Source organism: Streptomyces sp. NPDC033178, assembly GCF_055577685.1.
In genome coordinates this window covers 32826-56811 of record NZ_JBVIPT010000011.1, presented here as the reverse complement: position 1 = coordinate 56811, position 23986 = coordinate 32826, and the positions used below count along the sequence as shown (strand labels likewise).

Sequence of the window (23986 nt, the reverse complement as noted above, 5' to 3'; positions counted from 1 at the left end):
AGCGCTCCGTCCTCAGGTCGACTGACGCTTCACCAGTTCCGTCGGCAGGATCACCGCCGCCGGATCCTCCCCGCCGATCTGTGCGAGCAGCACCCGCACCATCTCCGCGCTGATCCGGTCGTAGGGCTGCCGGATGGTCGTCAGCTGGGGTCGCGCCGCCAGGGCCGCCGAGGAGTCGTCGAAGCCGCCCACCGACACGTCCTCCGGGACACGGCGACCGGCCCGTTCCAGTGATGTGAGTACGCCCTGAGCCATCAGGTCGGACGCGACGAACACGGCGTCCACGTCCGGGCACTGGGCCAGGAGCCGTGCCGCGCCCGCCTCGCCGCTGGCCCTGCTGTAGTCACCGGACACGACGAGCCGCTCGTCGAAGTCGATGCCCGCCTCGGCGAGCACCTCCCGGTAGCCCGCGAGCCGCTCCACACCGCCGGGTGTGTCCAGCGGACCGGTCACCACGCCGATACGGCGACGGCCCAGCGACACCAGGTGCCGCACCATGTCACGGGCGCCGTCCCGGTCGTCCGCGGCCACGTAACTCACCTTGGAGCCGACGCCGATGGGCTTGCCGCACATTACCAACGGCACGCCCGCTTCCCGCAGTTGCTCGGCGACCGGATCACCGGAGTGGCTGGAGACCAACAGCACCCCGTCGACATGACCCGCCGTGATGTACCGGGTGATGCGGCGCCGCTCGTCCTCGGTGCCCGCCAGCATCAGCAGCAGCGGGATGTCGTGCGCCGCCAGCGCCTGCGTACAACCCCGCAGCAGGACATTGAAGTTGGGGTCCTCGAAGAACCTCTCCTGCGGCTCGGTGAGGAGGAAGCCGATCGAGTCCGAGCGTCCGGTGATCAGTGAGCGGGCGTGCCGGTTCACGACGTAACCCGTCCTGCGGATGGCGGCGTTGACCGCCTCCTGGGCCGTGGGACTCACATAGTGCCCGCCGTTGAGCACGCGCGAGACGGTCCCTCGTGAGACTCCCGCCTCGCGCGCGACATCGTGAATCGTCGGCGGTTTGCGCCGGCCCCCCGATTGGCTCATGGTCACGACTTTACGGCTCCCGACAGCAGATCGAGGCTCCAGAACCGCTGGATGACCAGGAACAGCGCGATGAGCGGAATGACCGCGAGCAGCGCGCCGGTGATCACCAGTGTGTAGAGGGCCGGGGTGTTGGCTCCCTGTTCGAGCAGGGTGAACAGACCGAGGGTGATCGGGAACTTCTCGTCGTCGCTGAGCATGATGTACGGCAGCAGGAAGTTGTTCCACACCGCCACGAACTGGAAGAGGAACACCGTCACCAGTCCGGGCACCATCATCGGCAGCGCGATCCGGGTGAAGATTCCCAGCTCGCTCGCCCCGTCCATCCGCCCCGCCTCGACGACGTCGGCGGGCACGGCCGCGGCGGCGTAGATCCGCGCGAGATACACGCCGTACGGTGACAGGACCAGCGGCAGCAGGACGGACGCGTACGAGTCCGTGAGGTCGGCCTTGGCCATGAGCAGATACTGCGGGATCGCGAGGATCACCGGCGGCATCAGCACGCCCGCCATCAGGATGCTGAAGATGGTCTCGCGGCCGCGGAACTGGTAGATCGCGAGGGCGTAGCCGCTGAACGCGGAGACGACGGTCGACAGGAGGGCGCCCAGGCCCGCGTAGAGGGCGGAGTTGCCCATCCACTTCCAGTAGACGCCGCCGCGGTAGGCGTTCAGGTCTGTCACGTTGTCGGCGAAGCCCGTGCCCGGCAGGAACGTGAACGTCGAGAACAGCTCGCTGCCCGACTTGGTCGCCGCGATCACCACCCACGCCACCGGCAGCAGACAGTAGATCGCGCCGATCAGCAGTGTCACCGTCGGGACGAAGGCGATCCGGCGGCGCAGCGGCGGCCCCTGGGCGGTGCCGGGTGTCGTCCCCGCGGCCGGGGACGCCTTGCGGACGGCAAGAGAACTCACTGTGCTGCCTCCTGCTTGTTACGGGAGTTCGCGGCCCGCAGGAAGCCGAAGGACAGGACCAACGTGACGATGGCGATGATCACCGCGGTCGCCGCCGCCGAGTAGATGTCGCCCTTGCCGAAGGCGTCCTGGTACACCTTCATCAGCGGACTCCAGGTCGTGGACACGGAGTTGGTCAGGGGCTTGAGGGTGGTCGGCTCGCTGAACACCTGGAGCGTCGCGATGATCGAGAAGAAGAAGGTCAGCACCAGCGAGGGCGCCACCATCGGGATCTTGATCCTGATCGCGATCTGCAGCGGGGTTGCGCCGTCCAGCTTCGCCGCCTCGTACACCTCGGCAGGGATGGACTGCAGCGCGGTGTAGATGACGATCATGTTGAAGCCGGTGCCGCCCCACACCGCGATGTTGGACAGCGCGAGGTACAGCGGCCCGCCGTCCAGCAGGTCCGGCTGCGGCATGCCCAGCTTGTCCAGGACGAAGTAGAAGGGGCTGACGTCCGGCAGGTACAGAAAGCCCCACAGCATCGCCGCGACGACACCCGGAATGGCGTACGGGAGGAAGATCGCGAGCCGGGTGACCGGCGCGAGGCGGACCCGGTCGGTGTCGAGCATCAGCGCGAAGAGCAGCGCGAGCCCGAGCATCACCGGCACCACGATGGCGCCGTAGCCGAGCACGCGCAGCGCTCCGTCGAGCAGTTCGGAGTCGGTGAGGGAGTCGGTGTAGTTCTCCAGGCCCGCCCAGACCTCCTTGCGGGCGCCCGCGCCCAGGCCGAGGCCCTTGACCTGGACCTTGTGCAGGCTGAGCCAGACCGCGTAGCCGATGGGCAGCGCGAAGAAGAGGGCGAACAGGATCGTCGCGGGGAGGAGGAAGGCGTACGGGGCTCCCTTGACCCCGTACGACTTCCGGCGTGCGCTCGTCACTCCGCGACCTCGAAGCCCTGCTTCTTGAGGTCGGCGACGGTGTCACCCTGCATCGTCTTCAGGGCGGCACCGAAGTCCGACTTGTTCTTGGCGGCGGAACCGAACGCGTCCTTGAACGTGGTGTACGCGACGTTCACGTTCGGGCCCCACGCGGAGGGAGCGGTGGTCTTCGCGATGTCGGCGGCCCGGGTGTAGAAGTCCGTCTGGTTGGAGAAGAAGGCCGGCGGCTCGGTGAACGCGTCACTGGTCTGCGCGGTCGTGGCCGCCGGGTAGATGCCGCCTTCCTTCGCGAGCGCGGTCAGCGCCTCCGGGTCCGTGTTCAGCCAGGCGGCGAACTTCGCGGCGGCCGACTTGTGCTTGGAGTCCGTGGTGACGGCCGTGGACGAACCGCCCCAGCTCCCCGTGACGTCCTCGCTCTGCGACCACTGCGGCAGCGGAGCCATCGCCCACTTGCCCTTGGTGTCGGGCGCGGCGGTGGTCAGGGTGCCGGGCGCCCAGACGGCGCTGACCCAGGCGATCTGCTTGCCGGTGTTGAGCGCCTTGTTCCAGGCGGGGGTGTACATCGGCTGGTTGTCGATCGCGCCCTCCTTGACGAGGCCGCCCCAGAAGTCGGCGACCTTCTGCGTCGCCGCGTCGTCGATGCCGACCTTCCACTTCTGGCCCTCTGTCGTCCACCACTTGGCGCCCGCCTGCTGGGCGAGACCGGCGAAGAGACCGGAGTCGTTGGCGGAGAAGGTGGTCAGGTCCGTCTCCGGCGACTTCTTCTTCAGCGCGCGGGCCGTCTCGGCGAACTGCTCCCAGGTCTGCGGGACTTCGAGGCCGTACTTCTTGAACAGGTCCTGGCGGTAGTAGAACATCATCGGCCCGGAGTCCTGCGGGATCGCGTACACCGCGTCCGAGCCCAGCGTCGTCTGCTGCCAGACGCCGTCGGCGAACTTGTCCTTCACGCCGTCGACGTCGCCGGCTATGTCGGCGAGCGCGTCATTGCTGACCAGGGTCGGCAGGGCCTGGTACTCGGCCTGGACCAGGTCCGGCGCCTTCTTGGCCTTGTGCGCGGTGAGGATCTTGGTGACCAGCGTGTCGCCGGATGCCTGCTTCTTGACCGTGACCTTGATCTGGTCCTTCTTGCCCTGGCCGTTGTTCCACAGGTCGGCGACCTTGTCCATGCCCGGCGTCCAGGACCAGTACGTCAGCGAGACCGGCCCCGAGTCGGCCTCGCTGTCGTTGTCGTCCGAGGAGCCGCAGGCGGCAAGTGCGGTGGCGCCGAGCGTGACGGCGACCGAGATGGTCACGAGGCGACGCAGCTTCGTGTGTGGCATGGATCTATCTCCCTGACCGTGGTCTCCGCCTGCTGCGGAGGCCTGCCCCTTTTTTTCCTGTGCGGCTCGCCTCCGGGGTGCTTCAGCCGGTGTCGAGTGCACGACCGTGCTCAGCCCTTCGGGCCTCCACGCGCTCGCGCCCTCGACATCGGCGCGCCCCTCCGGCTCGCCCGTGCTGCTTCTGTGAGCGTTCACAGTAGAGAAACATCCAGGACACTTGTCAATGGTTGTTGCTGTGCGGTTATGTTGGCCCCGCGCCACTGGAGCTGTGTGTGCACGTTCCCAAATGATCGATCGACCGGGAGACAATCCATGCCGGAGACCACCCCCAAGGGCCTCACCAGGCTCGCCTTCGGTGGGGACTACAACCCCGAGCAGTGGCCGGAAACGGTCTGGCCCGAGGACGTCCGGCTGATGCGCGAGGCCGGCGTCACGATGGTCAGCGTCGGAATCTTCTCCTGGGCACTGCTGGAGCCCGAGCCCGGGAACCACGACTTCGGCTGGCTCGACCGGCTCCTCGACCTGCTGCACGAGAACGGGATACGCGCCGACCTCGGTACGCCGACGGTGGCGCCGCCCGCCTGGTTCTACCGCGAACACCCCGAAGCACTGCCCGTGGCAGCCGACGGCACCCGCTACGAGTTCGGCTCACGCGGCGCCATCTGCCACAGCAACACCCACTACCGCTCGGCCGCCGCCGACATCACCACCAGGCTCGCCACCCGGTACGCCGAGCACCCGGCGCTCGCGATGTGGCACGTCCACAACGAATACGGCGTCCCCGTCTCGGCCTGCTACTGCGAGAGCTGCGCCGCGCACTTCCGCCGCTGGCTCGCCAGGACGTACGGCACGGTCGACGAAGTCAACGAGGCCTGGGGCACGGCCTTCTGGGGCCAGCGGTACGCGGACCTCGACCAGATCAACCCGCCCCGGGTGACCCCGACGGTCGGCAACCCGGCCCAGGCGCTCGACTACAAGCGGTTCGCCGACGACACCATGCGCGAGAACTTCGTCGCCGAGCGGGACATCCTGCACCGGCTCGCGCCCGGCATCCCGGTCACCACCAACTTCATGACCGCCCTCAGCCAGTGCGACTCCGTCGACTACTGGGCCTGGGGCCGAGAGGTCGACCTCGTCACCAACGACCACTACCTGATCACCGACGGCCGCCGTACGCATGTGAACCTCGCGATGGCCGCCGACCTCACCCGATCCGTCGCGGGCGGCGCCCCCTGGCTGCTGCTCGAACACTCCACGTCGGGCGTCAACTGGCAGACCCGCAACCCCGCCAAGGCGCCCGGGCAGATGGCCCGCAACTCCCTCGCCCATGTGGCCCGCGGCTCCGACGGCGCGATGTTCTTCCAGTGGCGGCAGTCACGGCGCGGCGCGGAGAAGTTCCACTCGGCGATGCTGCCGCACGCCGGCACGGACTCGCGGGTGTGGCGCGAGGTGGTCGAACTCGGCGCGTCCGTCGACTCGTTGAGTACGATCCGCGGCACCCGCACCCAGGCCGACGCCGCCGTCCTGTGGGACTGGCACTCCTGGTGGGCGCAGAACCTCCAGTGGCGCCCCAGCGAGGACCACGACCCGCGCGAGCGCGCCGACGCCTTCTACGAAGCCCTCTACGACCGTCACCTCACCGTCGACTTCGCCCACCCCGAAGCCGACTTGTCGGCCTATCCCCTTGTCGTCGTACCGGCCCTCTACCTGATGACCGAGGCCGCCGGACAGAACCTCACGGAGTACGTCGAGAACGGCGGCACCCTCGTCGTCTCGTACTTCTCCGGCATCGTCGACGAGCACGACGCCGTGCACGACGGCCCCTACCCCGGCCCGCTGCGGGACGTACTCGGCCTGACGGTCGAGGAGTTCTCGCCGCTGCTCGCCGGCGACCAGGTCCGCATCACCGGACCCGACGGATCCGAACTCGCCGGGGACGTCTGGACCGAGTTCGTGGTGCCTCGCGGGGCCGAGACCGTCTGGACGTACGCCGACGGGCTCACCGAGGGGCACCCGGCCGTCACCCGGCACCGGCTCGGTGAGGGATCCGCCTGGTACGTGTCCACGCGGCTCGGGGCCCATGGGCTCGACGCGCTCGTCGGCTGGGCCGCCGATGACGCGCGGATCGCGCCGCGTGCCGATCTGCCTCGGGATGTCGAAGTGGTGCGGCGGGTGGGGGAGTCGGGGTCGTTCCTCTTCGCGATCAACCACTCCGGTGTCGATGCGAAGGTCGCGCTCGATGCGCACGGTACTGAGCTGCTCACCGGCGAACGGGCGGCGGGGCGCCTCGCGGTGCCGGCGGGCGCCGTACGGGTTGTACGCCTCGACGGCTGACTCACCCCATTGGTTTCGCCCCCGCCGCCCCTACCCGTTCCCGTCCCTTTTCAGGGGCTCCGCCCCCGAACCCCCGCTCCTCAAACGCCGGAGGGGCTAACTACCAGCCCGTCCGGCGTTTGAGGACGAGGCCGTTCAGGCCGAAGCGGGGGTCTGGGGGCGGCAGCCCCCAGAAGGGACGGGAACGGGTAGGGGCGGCGGGGGCGAAGAACCCCACGTCACCCCACTACGCCCCACTCAGGGGCAACCATCCACATCATCACGTCGAAGGGACGACGGACGACGATGTTCCATCCCAGACGCACACTCAGGGCCCTGCTGCTACCGCTGGCAGCCGGCCTGGCCCTCACCGCCCTGCCCGCGCAGAGCGCCAGCGCGGCAAGCACCCTCACCAACCCCGGCTTCGAGTCGAACGGCACAGGCACCACCACCCCGACCGGCTGGTCGACCTACTCCGCGGGAGGCCAGACCGCGGCCTCCTTCACGGAGGCAGGCGGCCACGGCGGCAGCTACCGCCTGACGCACTACTCGGCGTCCGCCTACAAGGTGGAGACGTACCAGTACCTCTCGGGCCTCACGAACGGCAACTACAAGCTCACCGCGTGGGTGCGCTCGGGCGGCGGCCAGAACTCCGCCTACCTCGCCCTCAAGAACTGCGGCGGTTCGGAACAGCGCACCGACATCCCCGTCTCGTCCAGCGGCTGGATACGGATCGTCACCCCCGTAGCCGTGACGAACAACCAGTGCACGATCAGCATCAACTCCGATGCGAAGGCGGGCAACTGGATCAACGTCGACGACCTGACGTTCACCTCCGGCACGGCGGGCCTGCCCATCAAGGGCTCCGACGTGTCGTCGCTCGCCAAGAGCGAGGCCAAGGGCGGCGTCTACAAGAACAGCTCCGGCACGACCGGTGACGCGCTCGCCATCCTCAAGTCCGCCGGGCAGAACTACGCGCGGCTCAAGGTGTGGGTGAACCCCGCCGACGGCTACAACAACAAGGCGCGCGTCCTGGCGACGGCCAAGCGCGTCAAGGCGCAGGGCATGAAGCTCCTCGTCGACTTCCACTACTCGGACACGTGGGCCGACCCGGGCGCCCAGTCCAAGCCCGCCGCCTGGGCCGGACACTCGTACAGCCAGCTGAGGACCGACGTCTACAACCACACGTACGACGTGCTGAACGCGCTGAAGGCGCAGGGCACCACGGCCGACATGGTGCAGGTCGGCAACGAGATCAACGGCGGCATGCTCTGGAACGAGGGTTCCACCTCGAACTGGTCGCAGCTCGCCGGGCTGCTCAACTCCGGCTACGACGCGGTCAAGGCGGTCAACTCCGGTACGACCGTGGCACTGCACCTCGCCAAGGGCGGCGATCTGGCGGGCACCCGCTGGTGGTTCGACAGCGCGGTCTCGAACGGCGTGAAGTTCGACATCATCGGCCTGTCCTACTACGGCTACTGGCACGGCACGCTCGCCGACTTCCAGACGACCCTGGACGACGCGGCGACCCGCTACGGCAAGCCGGTGTACCTCGCCGAGACGGCTTACCCCTTCCGCCTCGACAGCAAGGACTCGCACGAGAACATCATCGATCTCAGCAGCGAGCTGGTGTCCGGCTATCCGGCCTCGACCGCCGGTCAGACGCAGTGGATGAAGGACATGGCGAGCATCGTGGAGGCCGTCCCGAACGGCCGCGGCCTCGGCATCTTCTACTGGGAGTCCACCTGGACCGCGGTCACCGGCAACGGCTGGGACCCGACGGACCCCTCCTCCGGCAACGGCTGGGAGAACCAGGCCCTGTTCGGCTACGACGACAGGGCGTTGCCGGCGATGGCGTGGTTCAGCCACCGGTGACGGTCTGAAGGCGTGGTGAGGTGGTGACGGAAGCGGGACCGCTTCCGTCACCACCTCACCGCTCGCGTCCTCACTCCCGCCAGAACGGCTCGCGCAGCTTGAACTTCTGCAGCTTCCCCGTCGCCGTGCGCGGCAGCGACTCCACGAAGTCGACCCGCTTGGGCGTCTTGAATCCGGCCAGCCGCGTACGGCAGTGCGCGATCAACTCCTCGGCGGTGACGCCCGATCCGTCCGTCACGACGAGCGCGGTCACCAACTCCCCCCACTTGGCGTCCGGAATCCCGATCACCGCGACCTCGCGCACCGCCGGGTGCGACGTGATCACGTCCTCCACCTCGATCGACGAGACGTTCTCGCCGCCCGAGATGATGACGTCCTTCTTGCGGTCGGAGATCACCAAGTACCCCTCGTCGTCGAGGTATCCGCCGTCCCCGGTGTGGAACCAGCCGCCCGCCTGCGCCTTCGCGGTCTCCTCGGGCTGGTCCCAGTAGCCGTCCAGGTTGTGGTTCGACGCGGTCAGCACCTCGCCGTCGACGTCCACATCGACGCGTACGCCGAGCGCGGGCACCCCCGCCCGCCCGAGCCGCCGGGCCCGATCGGTGGGCTCCAGGTCGTCCCACTCCTCGCGCCCCCGGTTGACCGTGACGAGCGGCGAGGTCTCGGTGAGCCCGTAGATCTGGATGAACTCCCAGCCCAGCTCGCCCATCACGCGCTCGATCGTGCGGGTCGGCGGCGGCGCGCCCGCGCAGACGATACGGACCCGGTCGCGGCCGGGGATCTCGCCCTCCCAGTCGGCGGCCGCGTCGAGCACGGCGTTCAGGACGGCGGGCGCCGCGCACATCAGCGTGACGCCGTGCCGCTCGACGCGCCGCAGGATCTCGGCGCCGTCGACCTGGCGGAGCACGATGTGCCGGCCGCCGACGCCGGTGACGCCGTACGGCATGCCCCAGCCGTTCGCGTGGAACATCGGGAGCGTGTGGAGGTAGACATCACGGTCGCTGATCGTGGTGTGCAGGCCGAACACAGCCGCGTTCAGCCACAGATTGCGGTGGGTGAGCTGAACTCCCTTGGGGCGGGCGGTCGTTCCGGACGTGTAGTTGACGCTGGCCGTCGCTCCCTCGTCCGGTGTGGCCCACTCCCGCGGTTCCGTGTCGCGGAGGAAGAGGTCCTCGTCGTCGCCGAGGACGAACTTGTGCTTGACGTCGAGTGTGTCGAGCACGTCCGCACAGGACGCGTCCGCGTAGACGACCGAGGCACCGGAGTGCCGGACGATGTAGTCGATCTCCGGCTGGGTGAGCCGGAAGTTCACCGGCACCAGGACGCGCCCCCAGCCGGAGACCCCGAAGAACGAGGTGAGCAGCCGCGCCGAGTTCTGCGAGATCACAGCGACCCTACCGCCCACGGGTACGTCCAGTTGGTCGAGCTTGGCGGCCTGGGCACGGGCGAGTGCCGCCAGCTCCCGGTAGGTGGGTTCGCCGAGGCTCGGCCCCGGCTGCTCCGGTTCGTCGACGACGGCGACGCGGTCCGGATAGACGTGGGCCGCGCGGTCGAGGTAGTCACGGACGGTCAGCGGGTAGTACACGACAGCACCTCCGGGGTCGGTGATGCATACGTACCTACCCGGCGTTGCGCAATGCCACCAGCGGCCACTACTGTCCAAAGTGGCTAATCAATTAGTTACCTAAGAGGTGGCAGATGAATCCCTTCCGCAAGGCGGTGGAGGACGGCGACCACGCGGCCGTCGTCGACCTGCTCGCCGAGGACGTCGTGTTCACCAGCCCCGTGGTGTTCAAGCCGTACGCCGGAAAGCTGATCACCGCGGCGATCCTGGGCGCGGTCATCGAGGTCTTCGAGGACTTCCACTACATCCGCGAGATCGCGAACCCGGACGGCCGGGACCTCGTCCTCGTCTTCGAGGCGCGGGTGGGCGACCGCGCACTCCAGGGCTGCGACATCCTGCACTTCGACGAGGACGGCCGCGTCGACGAGCTCACGGTCATGGTCCGCCCGCTGTCGGCGGCCCAGGCGCTCCAGGCGGCGATGGCGGCCCGGTTCGAGGCCGTCGAGAAGCAGGCGTCGGGCGCGTCCTGACCAGCCGGGGTTAGCCTGATCTCCTGCCACGACCAGGAGACGTACGCCCATGCCCGCCCCCCATTCCGAGACGGTGGACGAACCCGCGGACCTCCCTGCGTCCGGCCGGCGTCCCTCGGTCTGGCGGGGGCAGGGGCCGGCTGTCGCGGCGGTCTCGGTGGGCGGTGCGCTCGGGGCCTCGGCGCGCTACGGGGCCGCACTCCTCTGGCCCACACACACGGGCGGCTTCCCGTGGACCACGTTCTGGGTCAACGTCGTCGGATGTTTCGTGATCGGTGCCTTCATGGTCGTGATCACCGAGGTGTGGGCGGCCCACCGGTTGGTACGCCCGTTCTTCGGCACCGGAGTGCTCGGCGGCTTCACCACCTTCTCGACGTACGCCGTCGACATCCAGAGACTTGTCGACACGGGCCACCCCCGCACCGGCCTCGCCTATCTCGCCGCGACCCTGGTGGCGGCGCTCGCGGCGGTCTGGCTCGCGGTGACGGCCGCGCGCCGGGCCCTGGTGTGGCGGCGGCGCCGATGAGCGCCACGGGCATGGAGGCGGCAATCCGGTACGTCGGCCGGGAGGAGCCCGCCGATGAACCCGGTGGCACGGGCGAGAAGGGTAAGAAGTCGTTGTGAACTGGGTGCTGGTGATCGTCGGCGGCATGGTCGGTGCGCCGCTGCGCTATCTCACCGACCGTGCGGTGCAGTCCCGGTACGGCACGGTCTTCCCCTGGGGCACCTTCACGGTGAACGTCGTCGGCTGTCTGATCCTGGGCACCCTCACCGGCGCGGCCGTGGCCGGAGCGGCCTCCTCGCACCTCCAGCTGCTGCTCGGCACCGGCCTGTGCGGAGCGCTCACCACGTACTCGACGTTCTCGTTCGAGACCCTGAGGCTGGCCGAGGACGGGGCCCGTCTCTACGCCGCCGCCAACGTGATCGCGAGCGTCGTCGCGGGACTCGGTGCGGCGTTTGCGGGTGTTTCGGTGGCAGAGGTCCTCTGGGCGTAGCCCCCGGCGTCACACCTGGGCGTAGTAGGACTGGCTCAGCCGCGGCCGACGTACGGCTGCCTGCCCGTGCCGCGGCCGCCGCCCGCACGCCCGCCCAGCAGAACTGGATCCCATGAGCGCCATCTCCGTCGGTCAGGCCGTCGTCCTCGGAGCCGTCGAGGGGGTGACCGAGTTCCTCCCCGTCTCCTCCACCGGCCATCTCAAGATCACCGAGGGGCTCATGGGCATCCCCGTCGACGACAACGCCGTCGTCGGCTTCTCCGCCGTCATCCAGGTCGGTGCCATCGCTGCAGTGCTCGTCTACTTCTTCAAGGACATCGTGCGGATCGTCTCGGCCTGGTTCCGGGGCGTGCGGGACCCCGACGAGCGATACCACCACGACTACAAATTCGCCTGGTGGGTGATCTGCGCGACGATCCCGATCGTGGCCGTCGGCCTGGCCGCCAAACCGCTCATCGAGGGGCCTCTCGCCTCCCTCTGGGTGGTCGCGGGCTCCCTGATCGTCGGCAGTGGCGTGATGTGGGCGGCGGACCGGATGGGCCGGCACAAGCGCGGCGAGGACGACACCTCGTTCAAGGACGCGATGCTGGTGGGCAGTTCACAGATCCTGGCCCTGCTCTTCCCCGGCTTCTCCCGCTCGGGCGCCACCATGTCCACCGCCCTGATCCTCGACCTCGACCGCGTCGCCGCCACCCGCCTCTCCTTCTTCCTCGGCATCCCGGCCCTCACCGGCGCCGGCATCTACGAACTCAAGGACGCCTTGGGCGCGGGCACCGGCGCCCTCCCACTGGCCGTGGGGACAGCAGTGTCCTTCCTGGTGGCGTACGCCTCGATCGCGTGGCTGCTGAGGTTCGTGGCGAAGCACTCGTTCAACGCATTCGTGATCTACCGGATCATCATCGGGTTGTTGCTGTTCGGGCTGCTGGGCTCCGGGGTCCTCTGATCGTCCGGGCGAGCGGGGCCCGCGGGCCGGTCTCACGCCACGGGCCTCCCTTGACAGCCACCTCCCGTTCCCCCCAGGATCACCCCCGTGAACCTGTCAGACAGCCAGACAGCTGGCTCGGTGCCGAGGCGTATCAGCGCCATGGAAGCGGTGCTCGGGCACCTTCGTGGTGCCATTGAGCGCGGTGAGTACGCCGTGGGGGACAAGCTGCCCTCCGAGGCGGAGCTGTGCCGGCGTCTTGAGGTCAGTCGGCCCGTGCTGCGGGAGGCCCTCCGGGCCCTGCAGACCATGGGGCTGACCGTGTCCCGGACCGGCAAGGGCACGTTCGTGCTGTCCAACGGACCCGTCGAGGACCCCACCTTCGGCGACTACGCGGCCAGCGACCTGCTGGAGGTCCGCCGGCACGTCGAGATCCCCGTGGCGGGCTATGCGGCGGCGCGCCGCACGCCCGAGGATCTCGACCACCTGGCACACCTCCTCGACCGGATGGAGCGCGAGACCGACACCACCGCGTGGGTGGCCATGGACACGCTCTTCCATCTCGCCGTGGCGCAGGCCGCCCAGAACCCGGTATTCCGCCGCGTGATCGAGGAGATCCGGGACGCGCTGGCCCGCCAGTCGGCGTTCCTCAACGAACTCGGCGGCCGCCGCGAGCAGTCCAACCGCGAGCACCGCGCCATCGTCGAGGCCCTGATCGACGGCAGCGCACACGACGCGACCGAGGCCATGGCACATCACCTCGACCGCGTCGAGACGACCCTCACCGCGATCGTGCGCTCCGAGCACACGGACGGCGCGGACACCCCCACGGAAGGCGGACCAAAGGCGTGAGCGAGCAGTCCCTCGAAAAAGAGACAGGGCGGACACGGAAAGCCGCCGTTCATGTCGACGCCGGTGACGCGGGCTACAGCAAGTCCCTGAAGTCCCGGCACGTCAACATGATCGCCATCGGCGGCGCCATCGGTACCGGTCTCTTCCTCGGCGCCGGAGGCCGCCTCGCCGACGCCGGACCCTCGCTCTTCATCGCGTACGCCGTCTGCGGTGTCTTCGCCTTCCTGGTCGTCCGTGCCCTCGGCGAGCTCGTCCTGTACCGGCCCTCGTCCGGCGCCTTCGTGTCGTACGCCCGGGAGTTCCTGGGCGAGAAGGGCGCGTACACCGCGGGCTGGATGTACTTCCTGAACTGGGCGACCACCGGCATCGCCGACATCACCGCGGTCGCCACCTACACCCACTACTGGGGCATGTTCTCCGACGTTCCGCAGTGGGTGATCGCCCTCATCGCGCTCGCGGTCGTGCTGACCGTGAACCTCATCTCCGTGAAGATCTTCGGAGAGCTGGAGTTCTGGTTCGCGATCATCAAGGTCGGCGCGCTCGTCGCCTTCATGCTGATCGGCATCTTCCTGCTGGTCACCCAGAACCCCGTGGACGGGACCACCCCCGGCCCCTCGCTGATCACCGACAACGGCGGTCTCTTCCCCAACGGTCTCCTGCCGATGCTGCTGATCGTCCAGGGAGTCGTCTTCGCCTACGCCTCCGTCGAGCTGGTGGGCGTCGCGGCGGGCGAGACCGAGAACCCCGAGAAGATCATGCCGAAGGCCATCAACTCGATCATGTGGCGCGTCGGTCTCTTCTACGTCGGCTCCGTTCTGCTGCTGTCGATGCTGCTGCCCTGGAACAAGTACACCGCCGGAGAGAGCCCGTTCGTCACCGTGCTCTCCAACATCGGCATCCCGGCCGCGGGCGGCGTGATGAACCTCGTCGTGATGACCGCCGCCATGTCCAGCCTCAACTCCGGGCTCTACTCGACCGGCCGCATCCTGCGCTCCATGTCGATGTCCGGCTCGGCGCCGAAGTTCACCTCCGTGATGAGCCGCAGCCAGGTCCCATACGGCGGAATCCTGCTGACCAGCGGTATCTGTGTACTCGGCGTCGGACTCAACTTCGTCGTCCCCGCCGACGCGTTCGAGATCGTGCTGAACTTCGCGGCGATCGGCATCCTCGCCACCTGGGGCATGATCATGATCTGTCACCTGCAGTTCTGGCGGAAGACGGAGGACGGCGAACTGGACCGCCCCAGCTACCGCCTCCCGGGCTCGCCCTGGACCGAACTCGTGACCCTCTTCTTCCTCGCCTCCGTACTGGTCCTCATGTACGCGGACGGAGGAGCGGGCCGCACCACAGTCCTCTGCCTGCCGCTGATCGTGGCGGCGCTGGTCGCCGGCTGGTACGGCGTACGCCGCCGGGTCGAGTCCATACGCAAGCCCGAGGTGGACGCATGAGCCCCAACGCCCTTGCCGACTACGGCTGCTCGCTCGCCGCGGCGCCCTCGATCCGGGAACCGCTGCACGCGCCCGTCGCCCATCTCGTACGCGGCGGAGTCATCGAGGGCATCCACTACGGGTCGGTGGTCGTGCTGGCCGCCGACGGCAGCGTGGAACTGCAGATCGGTGACATCGAGGCGGCCTTCTACCCCCGCTCGGCCCTCAAGCCGGTGCAGGCCGTGGCGATGCTGCGCGCCGGGCTGCCGCTCGACGGAGACCTCCTCTCGCTGGCCGCCGCCAGCCACTCCGGCGAGGAACGCCATCTCGCCGGCACCCGGCGGATCTTGGAGCTCGCCGGACTCGCCGAGGACGATCTGCGCAACGTCACGGACCTGCCCTTCGACCCGATCGTCCGCGAGGACTGGATCCGCGCGGGCCGACTGCCCTCCCGGCTCGCGCAGAACTGCTCGGGCAAACACGCCGCGATGCTCTACACGGCACGCCTGAACGGCTGGTCGCTCGACGACTACCTCGACCCCGCGCATCCGCTCCAGCAGGCGATCGCGGAGATCATCGAGGACCTGACCGGCCAGGCCATCGCCCGGGTCTCTGTCGACGGCTGCGGCGCCCCGCTCTTCTCCGTCTCGCTGCACGGGCTCGCCCGCGCCGCCGCCCGGATCACGACGGCCCCGCCTGGCACTCCCGAGGCACGGGTCGCCGACGCGATGCGCGAGCACGCCGAGATGGCGTCCGGCACCGGCCGCGACGTCGCCGCGCTGATGCGGGCCGTACCGGGCCTGCTCACCAAGGACGGCTTCGAGGGCGTACAGGTCGCCGCGCTCCCCGACGGCCGGGCCGTCGCCGTGAAGATCGCGGACGGCGCCGACCGCGCCCGCATCCCGGTCACCGCGGCGGCGCTCGCCCGCTGCGGCGTAGACCCGTCCGCGCTCACCGAGTTCGCCGGGGCGCCGCTCCTCGGCGGCGGCGCGGTGGTCGGGAGCATCCGCCCGGCCCGGGCACTGGACCCGCTCGCGGAGCCTGCGGCGCCCTGAGGGATCCAACGGATCCGCCGGACACACGACGTGCACAGTCCGGCCCCACCCTCTCCAGAAGAAAGAAACGCACCGACATGACAGTTCGCAGCGAGCACGACCTGCTCGGCGACCGTGACGTCCCAGCCGAGGCGTACTGGGGGGTCCACTCCCTGCGTGCCAAGGAGAACTTCCCCATCACGGGGATGCCGATCTCCGCGTACCCGCACCTGATCGAGGCGCTGGCCGCCGTCAAGGAGGCCGCCGCCCGCGCCAACGAGGACCTCGGGCTGCTGGCGCCCCGCAAGGCGGCCGCGATCGTGGCGGCCTGCCGGGAGATCCGGGAGGGGAAGCTGCACGACCAGTTCGTCGTCGACGTCATCCAGGGCGGGGCCGGCACCTCGACCAACATGAACGCCAACGAGGTGGTCGCGAACCGGGCGTTGGAGCTTCTCGGTCACGCCAAGGGCGAGTACGGGTTCCTGCACCCGAACGAGGACGTCAACCTCGGGCAGTCGACCAACGACGTCTACCCGACGGCCGTCAAGGTCGCCACGGTGTTCGCGGTGCGCGAGCTGCTGAAGGCGATGTCCGTGCTGCAGGACGCCTTCGCGGCCAAGGCACTGGAGTTCCGTGACGTCCTCAAGATGGGGCGTACGCAGTTGCAGGACGCCGTGCCGATGACACTCGGGCAGGAGTTCTCGGCGTACGCGGTGATGCTGGACGAGGACCGCAGCCGGCTCGCCGAGGCCGTCGAGCTGATCCACGAGATCAACCTGGGTGCGACGGCGATCGGTACCGGGCTCAACGCGCCCGCCGGATACGCCGAGGCGGCGCGCCGGCACCTCGCCGACATCACCGGCCTGCCGCTCGTGACGGCGGCGAATCTGGTCGAGGCGACCCAGGACTGCGGCGCGTTCGTCCAGATGTCCGGGGTGCTGAAGCGGATCGCGGTGAAACTCTCCAAGAGCTGCAACGACCTGCGGCTGCTGTCGTCCGGTCCGCGGGCCGGGTTGAACGAGATCAACCTGCCGCCCGTGCAGGCCGGTTCGAGCATCATGCCCGGCAAGGTGAATCCGGTGATTCCCGAGGTCGTGAACCAGGTCGCCTTCGAGGTGATCGGAAACGACGTGACGATCACCATGGCGGCGGAGGCCGGGCAGCTGCAGCTGAACGCGTTCGAGCCGATCATTCTGCACTCGCTGTCCGAGAGCCTGATGCATCTGCGTGCGGCCTGCATGACGCTGGCCGAGCGGTGCGTCAGCGGGATCACGGCGAACACGGAGGCGTTGCGGGTGACCGTGGAGAACTCGATCGGGCTGGTCACCGCGCTCAACCCCCACATCGGCTATTCGGCCGCGACGGACATCGCGAAGGAGGCCCTCGCCACCGGGCGCGGCGTCGCCGAGCTGGTCCTGGAAAAGGGCCTACTCCCGGCGGACCACCTGGCGGCGCTGCTCCGCCCGGAGGTCCTGGCGGGCTCCCAGCGGGTCTGAGGCGGCGGGGGGTGCGGGTCGGTCGGTGCTGGCCGCGCAGTTCCCCGCGCCCCTAAAAGCCAAAGACTGCGCCGTTCCCCGCGCCCCTGAAAGCGTGGCTGAGGTCGGATGCGTAGGTGCGGGTGGGTCGTCGCTGGGTGCGCGGTTCCTCGCGCCCCTAAAAGATCAGGGGCGTAAGCCCCTCTCTCAAGTGCCCCCTACCCCTCCGGTTGCCGCCCGCCGGGCGAAGGGGTCGTGTCGGGGTTTCCGATCGCAGCACGACCTCCCGAGGGCAACCTGATGGCCCGGGACGACACAGCTGCGATCGGATGCCCCGTCGCGGCCCCGACCCGAGAACTCAACGGCTGGCGCATCTTTTAGGGGCGCGAGGAACCGCGCACCCCGCCACGACCAACCCGCACCCATATACGTACCGGCACCACCCCCACGGAGCGAACCGGCGTCACAATGGTGATCATGAGCTCGCCCCTGACCTTCCAGCCGGTTCTGCAGCGCATCGCCGCCGAGATCGCGGACGCCCCCGACCGCGGCCGCCCGGCCGACTACATCCCGGCGCTCGCGGCATGCGACCCGCACAGGTTCGGCATGGCGGTCGCGGAGCTGGACGGCACGGTGTACGGCGTCGGCGACTGGCGGAAGCCGTTCTCGACCCAGTCCATCACCAAGGTCTTCACCCTCGCCCTGGACCTGGCCCGAGAGGGCGACGAGCTCTGGGAACACGTCGGCCGCGAACCCTCCGGCAACCCCTTCAACTCCCTGGTACAGCTGGAGTACGAGAACGGCATCCCCCGCAACCCCTTCATCAACGCCGGCGCCCTCGTCGTCACCGACCGCCTCCACACCCGGACCGGCAACGCCGCGGACACCCTCCTCGACTTCCTGCGCGCGGAGAGCGGCAACGAACAACTCGCCATCAACAAGGACGTCGCCGCCTCCGAGGCCACCCGAGGCGACCGCAACGCCGCGCTGGGCCACTTCATGGCGTCGTACGGGAACATCGAGAACCCGGTCCCGGTCCTCCTGGACCAGTACTTCCACCAGTGTTCCATCGAGGCCTCCTGCGCCGACCTCGCCCTCGCCACCGGCTTCCTCGCCCGCCACGGCATCCGCTCCGACGGCACGCGCCTGCTGACCCAGAGCCAGTCCAAGCAGGTCAACGCGATCATGCTCACCTGCGGCACGTACGACGCGGCGGGCGACTTCGCCTACCGCGTGGGCCTGCCCGGCAAGAGCGGCGTCGGCGGCGGCATCATCGCCGTCGTCCCCGGCCGCTGCACGCTCTGCGTCTGGAGCCCGGGCCTGGACGAGCGGGGCAACTCGGTGGCGGGAGTAACAGCCCTGGACCGCTTCACGACTCTCACAGGCGTGTCCGTGTTCTAGCCGGTTCGACGGGAACGTCCGACAGCTCGAAGAGACGGCCGCCGTCCGGTAAGACGGCGGCCATGCTGCGGCTGCCGCTCAGAGGGAGAGGCGTCGCTTTCCGGCCACCCCGCGTTGACACGCTGACCGAGTGTTGGCCAAGGGTTTCTCCGTCGATCTGCGTCGCTGTCAACTGCTCGGGCTCACTGGCTCGGTCGTCCTCGCACTGGGAGGCGAGACGGCCGGAGCGCTGCCCGTAAGGGAGTTGCCGGCCCTCGCGTCCGGACGGGCGGCGCTCGGGCTGGTCGGCGTGTACTTCGGAGTGGTGCTGCTCATAGCGGCCTGGGGTCTGCTGGGGCGCGTGATCCGGGGGCCAGAGCCACCGAGTCCGCGAGCGCTGCTGGTCGTACTCGCCGTGTGGGCCACGCCGTTGCTCCTCGCGCCGCCCCTGTTCAGCCGTGACGTCTACAGCTATCTCGCACAGGGCGCGATGGTCGACGCGCACATCGACGTCTACACGCACGGCCCCGCCATACTCGGCGGACCGCTCGCGGACGAGGTCGCCCCCGTGTGGCAGCGGACTGCGACACCGTACGGACCGGTCTTCCTCGCGGTCTCCTCCGCGCTGTCCGGGCTGACCCGGGGCGAGGTGCCCGCAGGGCTGTTCGGCATGCGGGTCGTCGCGCTGCTCGGCGTGGCGCTGATGGCGGCCGCGCTGCCGAGGCTGGCCAGGCACAGCGGAGCCGATCCGGCCGCCGCGCTGTGGCTCGGCGCGCTCAACCCGCTCGTGCTGCTGCACCTCGTCGCCGGAGCGCACAACGACGCCATCATGCTCGGCCTGCTGGGCGCGGGACTGGTGGCGGCACTCGGCCGGTGGCCCGTCCTGGGCGCCGTGCTCGTCACGCTCGCGGCCCTCGTCAAGGTCCCCGCGCTGCTCGGCCTCGCGGCCGTCGTGGCCCTCCAGGTGCGGGCCGGCCGCAGCATGGGGAGAGCCATCGCCACGACGGCGGCCGCCGCAGCGGCCACCACCGTCGCCGCAACGGCCGCCGCCGGTACGGGATACGGCTGGATAGGCGCCCTCAAGACGCCCGTGTCGCCGGAGAACCTGTCGCCCACGAGCGTCCTCGGCCGTGCCACAGGTGCCCTTCTCCAAGGCCTGGGCAGCGATCTCGCACCCTTCGCGCTGCCCGCCTGGCACGCCCTCGGACTCGCGGCCACCGCCGTCGCCGTACTGGTCATATGGCTGCGCCGCCCCCGCCTCAGCCCTGTCTACGCGCTGGGCCTCAGCCTGGCGACGGTGGCCGTGCTGGGCCCGGCCATCCGCCCCTGGTACGCGCTGTGGGGGCTGTTCCTCATCGCCGCGGCAGCGCCCAGCACCTCCGTACGCCACCGGGTCGCCGCCGTGACCGGGGCGCTCGCGCTCGCGGTCCTGCCCAGCGGCGGTCCGCCGGACGCCGAGCAGCTGGCCCTGGCGGTGTCCGGCGGGATGCTCGCGCTGGTCGTGCTCTGGCAGGCCCACCAGACGACGAACGCACCCGTCCTGGGGCGGACCGCATGAAGATGACCAGCACAGATCGCGGGCGGCTGCTCCTTGTGCTCGCCCTCGCCACAGCCGTGGCCGTGTTCACCGCGACCGTGCCGCTCCTGCGGGACTGGTTCGACCTGCGGGTCTACCACGGGGCCGTGGACGCCTGGATCCACCACGGCGGCAGCGTCTACGACTACCGGGTGCCGGGGACCGAGTACGGCTTCACGTATCCGCCGTTCGCCGCGGTCAGCATGCTGCCGATGGCGCTGCTCGCCCTGAACGCCGCGATCGCCGTGGGCCTGGTGCTCAACCTCGCCGCGACGGCCTTCGTCCTGCACGTCCTGGCGGGGGAGAGGCTGCGCCGGCACGGCTGGTTCGGGCTCGCCGTCACGGTCTGTCTGCTCGCCCTGCTCGAACCGGTCCGCGACACCTTCAGCTTCGGCCAGGTCAACCTCGTGCTCCTGGCTCTTGTCCTCGGCGACGCCTGGCTGCTGTCGACGGGCCGTGCGCGCTGGGCCGGTGTCGGGATCGGGCTCGCCGCCGCGATCAAGCTGACGCCCGCGATCTTCATCGTCCTGTTGCTCCTCGCCGGACGTTGGCGAGCCGCCGGGACCGCGGTGGGCGTCGCCGCGGCAGCCACCGCACTCGCGGCCTGGGTCATGCCCGACGCCTCCCGCTTCTACTGGACCGAGGCGGTCTGGGACACCACCCGCATCGGCCGCCTCGACTACGTCTCCAACCAGTCGCTGCAAGGCGTACTGGCCCGGCTCGCCGACCCCGCCGAACCGAGCCGCGCCGCCTGGGCGCTGGCGGCGCTGGCCGTGCTCGGCGTGTGGGTGTGGCGCGCGCGCCGGGCCCTGGCAGCGGACGACGTCCTCGGCGCCTTCGCCCTCACCGGGCTCGCCGCCTGTCTCCTCAGCCCGATCACCTGGGTGCATCACCTCGTCTGGCTGCTGCCGTCGCTCGCGATCCTGTTCGGGGAGGGGCTCGGGCGCAGACGTCTGCTGTGGATCGCCGGGGGCCTGTACGTCCTGCTGTGCAGCAGTGTGGTGTGGCTGTGGTTCGACGACGCGTCCGGCATCGACGGCTTCGTCGGAAGCAACACCTACGTGTGGATCACCCTCGGCCTGCTCCTCGGGCTGCCCGTCGGTCAGGCACGGGTGAACCGCCCGCCGTGGAGGCGCAGGACCAGCGACACGGCACCCGCGCCGAGTCCGGCGGCGCCCGCGAGGGTCCCCGCCTCCGCCAGCCAGCCGACGGAGGCGTCCTCGACCGCCATGGCCGCGGGCACTGCCGCCGGGCCCGCCGTCGACACGCGGCGCGGCGGCAGGAGCGAGCCCACCGGTTCGACACGCCCGACGGCCCCGAAGCCCCAGTCGAGCAGTGAGCGCGCCTCCTCGTACACGGTGAACCCGCCGCCCGCCTGAGGGTCCATCACCGTGACGACGAGGGTGCGCCCGTCCCGGCGCGCGGCGGCGACGAGCGTGTTGCCCGCCTGGGAGGTGTAGCCGTTCTTGACGCCGACGAGCCCCCGATAGGGCGCGACCCCGTCGGCGCCGGTGAGCAGCCGGTTGGTGTTCTGGATCTCGAACGACCAGCCGTCGGCCGGGAACTCGGCGCGGACGGTGGCGGCGTACCGCGCGAAGTCCGCGTTGCGCAGCCCGGCGCGCCCGAAGACGGCCAGGTCGTACGCGGACGACACCTGGCCCGGCGTGTCGTACCCGTCGGGCGAGACGACCCGCGTGTCGCGGGCGCCCAGGGACTGGGCCTTGGCCTGCATCTGGGCGGCCGTACTGCGCCAGCCGCCGTTCATCTCGGCCAGTACGTGCACGGCGTCGTTTCCGGAGTTCAGGAAGACGCCCCGCCACAGGTCGGCGGCGCTGTAGGTGTGCCCCGCGGCGATGCCGACCCGGCTGCTGCCGGGGCCGACGCCCGCCAGTTCCTCCGCTGTGACGGTGTGCCGGACCGCTGCGGGCAGCACCGGCAGCACGGTCAGCGCGAAGAGGGTCTTCAACGTGCTGGCGGGCGGCAGCCTGAGATGGGCGTTGTGTGCGGCGAGCACGTCGCCGGTCTCGGCGTCGGCCACCACCCACGACCGGGCGGAGACGTCCTGCGGCACCCTGGGCGCTCCGGCCCGGGGCCGTACCTGGGTCCCGGGCCGGTCCAGCGCCGAGGGCCGCGCGGTGGCGGGTTTCGACGCGGAGACATGGGGAGTGGCCGGGGCGGCTCCGTCGTGGGCGGCGGCCGTTCTCGGCGCGAAGGCCAGCACGCCCACCACGCAGGCGGCGGAGCAGCAGACGGCCGCACGCGAAGGAAATCCGATTGTCATACCGCCAACCTAGGAACGCGCAGGTCACATCCCCGGCTGCCCGGGCCGGGCGGCGGCATCGAGCACCCGGATGCCGCAGCGTCCCTGGGTCTGCCCGGTCCGGGGCGGGCCCGCGAGGTCGACCTCTACTGGCCGGTGGGCACGGTCGGCTGGACCTGCCGCAGGAACGTCGCGTTGTCCGGGGTGCGACGCAGCTTGTCCAGGAGCGTCTCAAGGCCGGCCTGTGCGTCCCCGCGGGAGAGCAGGGCGCGCCGCAGGCCTCGTACGGCCCCCAACTCGGCGGCCGGGACGAGGAGTTCCTCGCGGCGGGTGCCGGACGGGGTGATGTCGACGGCGGGGAAGATCCGTCGGGACGCGAGGTTGCGGTCCAGGCGGAGCTCCATGTTGCCGGTGCTCTTGAGCTCCTCGAAGTAGTAGTCGTCGGCTCGGGAGCCGGTCTCCACGAGGGCGGTGGCGATGATGGTGAGCGAGCCGCCCTCCTCGGTGAGGCGCGCGGCCCCGAAGAACCGCTTGGGCCCGTGCAGCGCGGCCGCGTCGACACCGCCGCTGAGGGTGCGGCCACTGGTGGCGGCGGCGTTGTTGTGCGCCCGGCACAGCCGGGTGAGCGAGTCGAGGAGGATCACGACGTCCTGGCCGGCCTCGACCAGCCGCTTGGCGCGCTCCACGGCCAGCTCGGCGAGCGCGATGTGCTGCTTGGGAGCCTGGTCGAAGGTGGAGGCGAGCACCTCACCCCGTACGGAACGGCGCATGTCGGTGACTTCCTCGGGCCGTTCGTCGAGGAGTACCACCATCAGATGGGCCTCGGGGTGGTTGCCGGCGACGGCGGCGGCCAGCTGCTGGAGCAGCACGGTCTTGCCGGTCTTGGGCGGGGCGACGATCAGGCCGCGCTGGCCCTTGCCGATCGGCGCGACCAGGTCGATGAGGCGGGTGGTCGCACCGCCCGCCGGGTGTTCGAGCTGCAGCCGCTCACGCGGGTGCAGCGGGGTCAGGTCATGGAAGTGCGGGCGGCCGCTCAGGTCAGCTGCCGGCAGGCCGTTGACCCGCTGGATCTCGGTGAGGGCTCGCTGCTTGCCGCGTACGCCTTCGACGAGGTCGCCCTTGCGCAGTCCGTGTCGGCGGATCAGCGCGGCGGAGACCTGAAGGTCGGAGGGCCCGGGAAGCAGGCTCCGGGCCCGCAGGTGGCCCTGCCCGTTCGAGGTGATGTCGAGTACGCCGGTGGCCTGCTCCTGTGTGACGGGAGTGGGCGGGCGTTCGAGTGTGGTGGTCATGGTGGGTGTCCTTTCGCGGACGGTTCATGTGGTCATGAGGGATGGGGGAGAGGCCGGATCGGGGGCGGTATGGACACACCCCGGCTCGGCGGAGGCATCACCTCTCGTGCCGCGCCGCGTACGGCGGACGGGAAGGCCCGTGGCTGGACACGTCGTAGGAGTCGCACGACTCGCACGCGGTGTACCTGTACGAGGAGAGGTGGTGCGGAGAAGCTGTTTCGCCGGTCGGAAGGGACGGGCTGATCAGCTGGATGAGAGGTGTTTCGGCACCGGCGCCCGAGAAGGGGGCGTACACAAGTGCTGGTGGCACTG

General features: G+C 70.0%; 19 protein-coding genes and 1 pseudogene. 13 read left to right on the top strand and 7 right to left on the bottom strand.

From position 1 onward, the window contains the following. Nucleotides 1-12: 12 nt before the first annotated feature. Genes ACZ5VQ_RS26220 through ACZ5VQ_RS26205 form a run of 4 tightly spaced genes read right to left on the bottom strand, consistent with a single transcriptional unit; the run spans nt 13 to nt 4185 of the window. A complete protein-coding gene (locus tag ACZ5VQ_RS26220; RefSeq protein ID WP_362069089.1) occupies nt 13-1044 on the bottom strand; it encodes a LacI family DNA-binding transcriptional regulator in 1032 nt (343 codons plus the stop codon). Next, complete coding sequence (locus tag ACZ5VQ_RS26215) at nt 1041-1946, bottom strand: carbohydrate ABC transporter permease (protein WP_469107008.1); 906 nt, start codon at nt 1944-1946, stop codon at nt 1041-1043. The genes ACZ5VQ_RS26220 and ACZ5VQ_RS26215 overlap by 4 nt, the downstream gene beginning before the upstream one ends. Then, complete coding sequence (locus ACZ5VQ_RS26210; protein WP_469107007.1) at nt 1943-2866, bottom strand: carbohydrate ABC transporter permease; 924 nt, start codon at nt 2864-2866, stop codon at nt 1943-1945. Before ACZ5VQ_RS26210 ends, ACZ5VQ_RS26215 begins: the two co-directional genes overlap by 4 nt. Next, nucleotides 2863-4185 carry an ABC transporter substrate-binding protein gene (locus ACZ5VQ_RS26205; protein ID WP_469107006.1) on the bottom strand — a complete coding sequence of 441 codons (1323 nt, stop codon included), beginning with the start codon at nt 4183-4185 and terminating at the stop codon, nt 2863-2865. The genes ACZ5VQ_RS26210 and ACZ5VQ_RS26205 overlap by 4 nt, the downstream gene beginning before the upstream one ends. A 312-nt stretch (nt 4186-4497) precedes the next feature. Between ACZ5VQ_RS26205 and ACZ5VQ_RS26200 the strand changes: the two genes are divergently transcribed. Together ACZ5VQ_RS26200 and ACZ5VQ_RS26195 are read left to right on the top strand one after the other, a co-directional pair. Further along, the gene (locus tag ACZ5VQ_RS26200) at nt 4498-6519 is read left to right on the top strand and encodes a beta-galactosidase (protein ID WP_469107005.1); all 2022 of its coding nucleotides are present in this window, start codon (nt 4498-4500) and stop codon (nt 6517-6519) included. A 285-nt stretch (nt 6520-6804) separates the two neighbouring features. Further along, the gene (locus tag ACZ5VQ_RS26195) at nt 6805-8373 is read left to right on the top strand and encodes a glycoside hydrolase family 53 protein (protein ID WP_469107004.1); all 1569 of its coding nucleotides are present in this window, start codon (nt 6805-6807) and stop codon (nt 8371-8373) included. A gap of 70 nt (nt 8374-8443) precedes the next feature. On the opposite strand, the gene ACZ5VQ_RS26190 is transcribed toward ACZ5VQ_RS26195, so the two are convergent. Then, nucleotides 8444-9955, bottom strand: coding sequence for an AMP-binding protein (locus tag ACZ5VQ_RS26190; RefSeq protein WP_469107003.1), 1512 nt, complete (start codon nt 9953-9955; stop codon nt 8444-8446). A gap of 113 nt (nt 9956-10068) precedes the next feature. On the opposite strand from ACZ5VQ_RS26190, the gene ACZ5VQ_RS26185 reads away from it, so the two are divergent. The 11 genes from ACZ5VQ_RS26185 (at nt 10069) to ACZ5VQ_RS26135 (ending at nt 21504) form a co-directional block, all read left to right on the top strand. After that, nucleotides 10069-10464 carry a nuclear transport factor 2 family protein gene (locus tag ACZ5VQ_RS26185; protein ID WP_469107002.1) on the top strand — a complete coding sequence of 132 codons (396 nt, stop codon included), beginning with the start codon at nt 10069-10071 and terminating at the stop codon, nt 10462-10464. A gap of 49 nt (nt 10465-10513) precedes the next feature. After that, nucleotides 10514-10990, top strand: a complete 477-nt coding sequence (crcB, locus tag ACZ5VQ_RS26180) for a fluoride efflux transporter CrcB (RefSeq protein WP_469107001.1) — start codon at nt 10514-10516, stop codon at nt 10988-10990. Nucleotides 10991-11084: 94 nt separating this feature from the next. After that, nucleotides 11085-11459, top strand: coding sequence for a fluoride efflux transporter CrcB (gene crcB, locus ACZ5VQ_RS26175; protein ID WP_469107000.1), 375 nt, complete (start codon nt 11085-11087; stop codon nt 11457-11459). 112 nt (nt 11460-11571) lie between these two features. Continuing rightward, nucleotides 11572-12402 carry an undecaprenyl-diphosphate phosphatase gene (locus tag ACZ5VQ_RS26170; protein WP_469106999.1) on the top strand — a complete coding sequence of 277 codons (831 nt, stop codon included), beginning with the start codon at nt 11572-11574 and terminating at the stop codon, nt 12400-12402. A gap of 87 nt (nt 12403-12489) precedes the next feature. After that, a complete protein-coding gene (locus ACZ5VQ_RS26165; RefSeq protein ID WP_362069121.1) occupies nt 12490-13233 on the top strand; it encodes a FadR/GntR family transcriptional regulator in 744 nt (247 codons plus the stop codon). Beyond that, nucleotides 13230-14681, top strand: coding sequence for an amino acid permease (locus ACZ5VQ_RS26160; RefSeq protein ID WP_469106998.1), 1452 nt, complete (start codon nt 13230-13232; stop codon nt 14679-14681). Before ACZ5VQ_RS26165 ends, ACZ5VQ_RS26160 begins: the two co-directional genes overlap by 4 nt. Beyond that, complete coding sequence (locus ACZ5VQ_RS26155) at nt 14678-15715, top strand: asparaginase (RefSeq protein ID WP_469106997.1); 1038 nt, start codon at nt 14678-14680, stop codon at nt 15713-15715. Before ACZ5VQ_RS26160 ends, ACZ5VQ_RS26155 begins: the two co-directional genes overlap by 4 nt. Before the next feature lie 77 nt (nt 15716-15792). Beyond that, nucleotides 15793-17190 (top strand): aspartate ammonia-lyase, encoded by a 1398-nt coding sequence (gene aspA / locus ACZ5VQ_RS26150; RefSeq protein WP_469106996.1) that lies wholly within the window; start codon nt 15793-15795, stop codon nt 17188-17190. Between the two features lie 447 nt (nt 17191-17637). After that, entirely contained in the window at nt 17638-18570 is a 933-nt protein-coding gene (locus ACZ5VQ_RS26145; RefSeq protein ID WP_469106995.1) for a glutaminase, read from the top strand. Between the two features lie 130 nt (nt 18571-18700). Beyond that, on the top strand, nt 18701-20107 hold the full coding sequence (gene mptB / locus ACZ5VQ_RS26140; protein ID WP_469106994.1) for a polyprenol phosphomannose-dependent alpha 1,6 mannosyltransferase MptB: 1407 nt from the start codon (nt 18701-18703) through the stop codon (nt 20105-20107). Further along, nucleotides 20104-21504, top strand: a complete 1401-nt coding sequence (locus ACZ5VQ_RS26135) for a glycosyltransferase 87 family protein (RefSeq protein WP_469106993.1) — start codon at nt 20104-20106, stop codon at nt 21502-21504. The genes mptB and ACZ5VQ_RS26135 overlap by 4 nt, the downstream gene beginning before the upstream one ends. Nucleotides 21505-21563: 59 nt before the next feature. Here ACZ5VQ_RS26135 and ACZ5VQ_RS26130 read toward each other — a convergent pair. Both ACZ5VQ_RS26130 and rho read right to left on the bottom strand, forming a co-directional pair. Then, nucleotides 21564-22406: pseudogene (locus tag ACZ5VQ_RS26130) on the bottom strand (D-alanyl-D-alanine carboxypeptidase family protein); the annotation flags it as partial. A gap of 125 nt (nt 22407-22531) precedes the next feature. Beyond that, complete coding sequence (gene rho / locus ACZ5VQ_RS26125) at nt 22532-23674, bottom strand: transcription termination factor Rho (RefSeq protein WP_362069142.1); 1143 nt, start codon at nt 23672-23674, stop codon at nt 22532-22534. Between the last annotated feature and the right edge of the window lie 312 nt (nt 23675-23986).

Coding starts and splice junctions, on each gene's coding strand:
- ACZ5VQ_RS26195 (WP_469107004.1), top strand. CDS start 6,805: ATGTTCCATCCCAGACGCACACTCAGGGCCCTGCTGCTACCGCTGGCA.
- ACZ5VQ_RS26185 (WP_469107002.1), top strand. CDS start 10,069: ATGAATCCCTTCCGCAAGGCGGTGGAGGACGGCGACCACGCGGCCGTC.
- aspA (WP_469106996.1), top strand. CDS start 15,793: ATGACAGTTCGCAGCGAGCACGACCTGCTCGGCGACCGTGACGTCCCA.
- ACZ5VQ_RS26145 (WP_469106995.1), top strand. CDS start 17,638: ATGGTGATCATGAGCTCGCCCCTGACCTTCCAGCCGGTTCTGCAGCGC.
- ACZ5VQ_RS26170 (WP_469106999.1), top strand. CDS start 11,572: ATGAGCGCCATCTCCGTCGGTCAGGCCGTCGTCCTCGGAGCCGTCGAG.
- crcB (WP_469107001.1), top strand. CDS start 10,514: ATGCCCGCCCCCCATTCCGAGACGGTGGACGAACCCGCGGACCTCCCT.
- ACZ5VQ_RS26135 (WP_469106993.1), top strand. CDS start 20,104: ATGAAGATGACCAGCACAGATCGCGGGCGGCTGCTCCTTGTGCTCGCC.
- ACZ5VQ_RS26200 (WP_469107005.1), top strand. CDS start 4,498: ATGCCGGAGACCACCCCCAAGGGCCTCACCAGGCTCGCCTTCGGTGGG.
- rho (WP_362069142.1), bottom strand. CDS start 23,674: ATGACCACCACACTCGAACGCCCGCCCACTCCCGTCACACAGGAGCAG.
- ACZ5VQ_RS26155 (WP_469106997.1), top strand. CDS start 14,678: ATGAGCCCCAACGCCCTTGCCGACTACGGCTGCTCGCTCGCCGCGGCG.
- ACZ5VQ_RS26205 (WP_469107006.1), bottom strand. CDS start 4,185: ATGCCACACACGAAGCTGCGTCGCCTCGTGACCATCTCGGTCGCCGTC.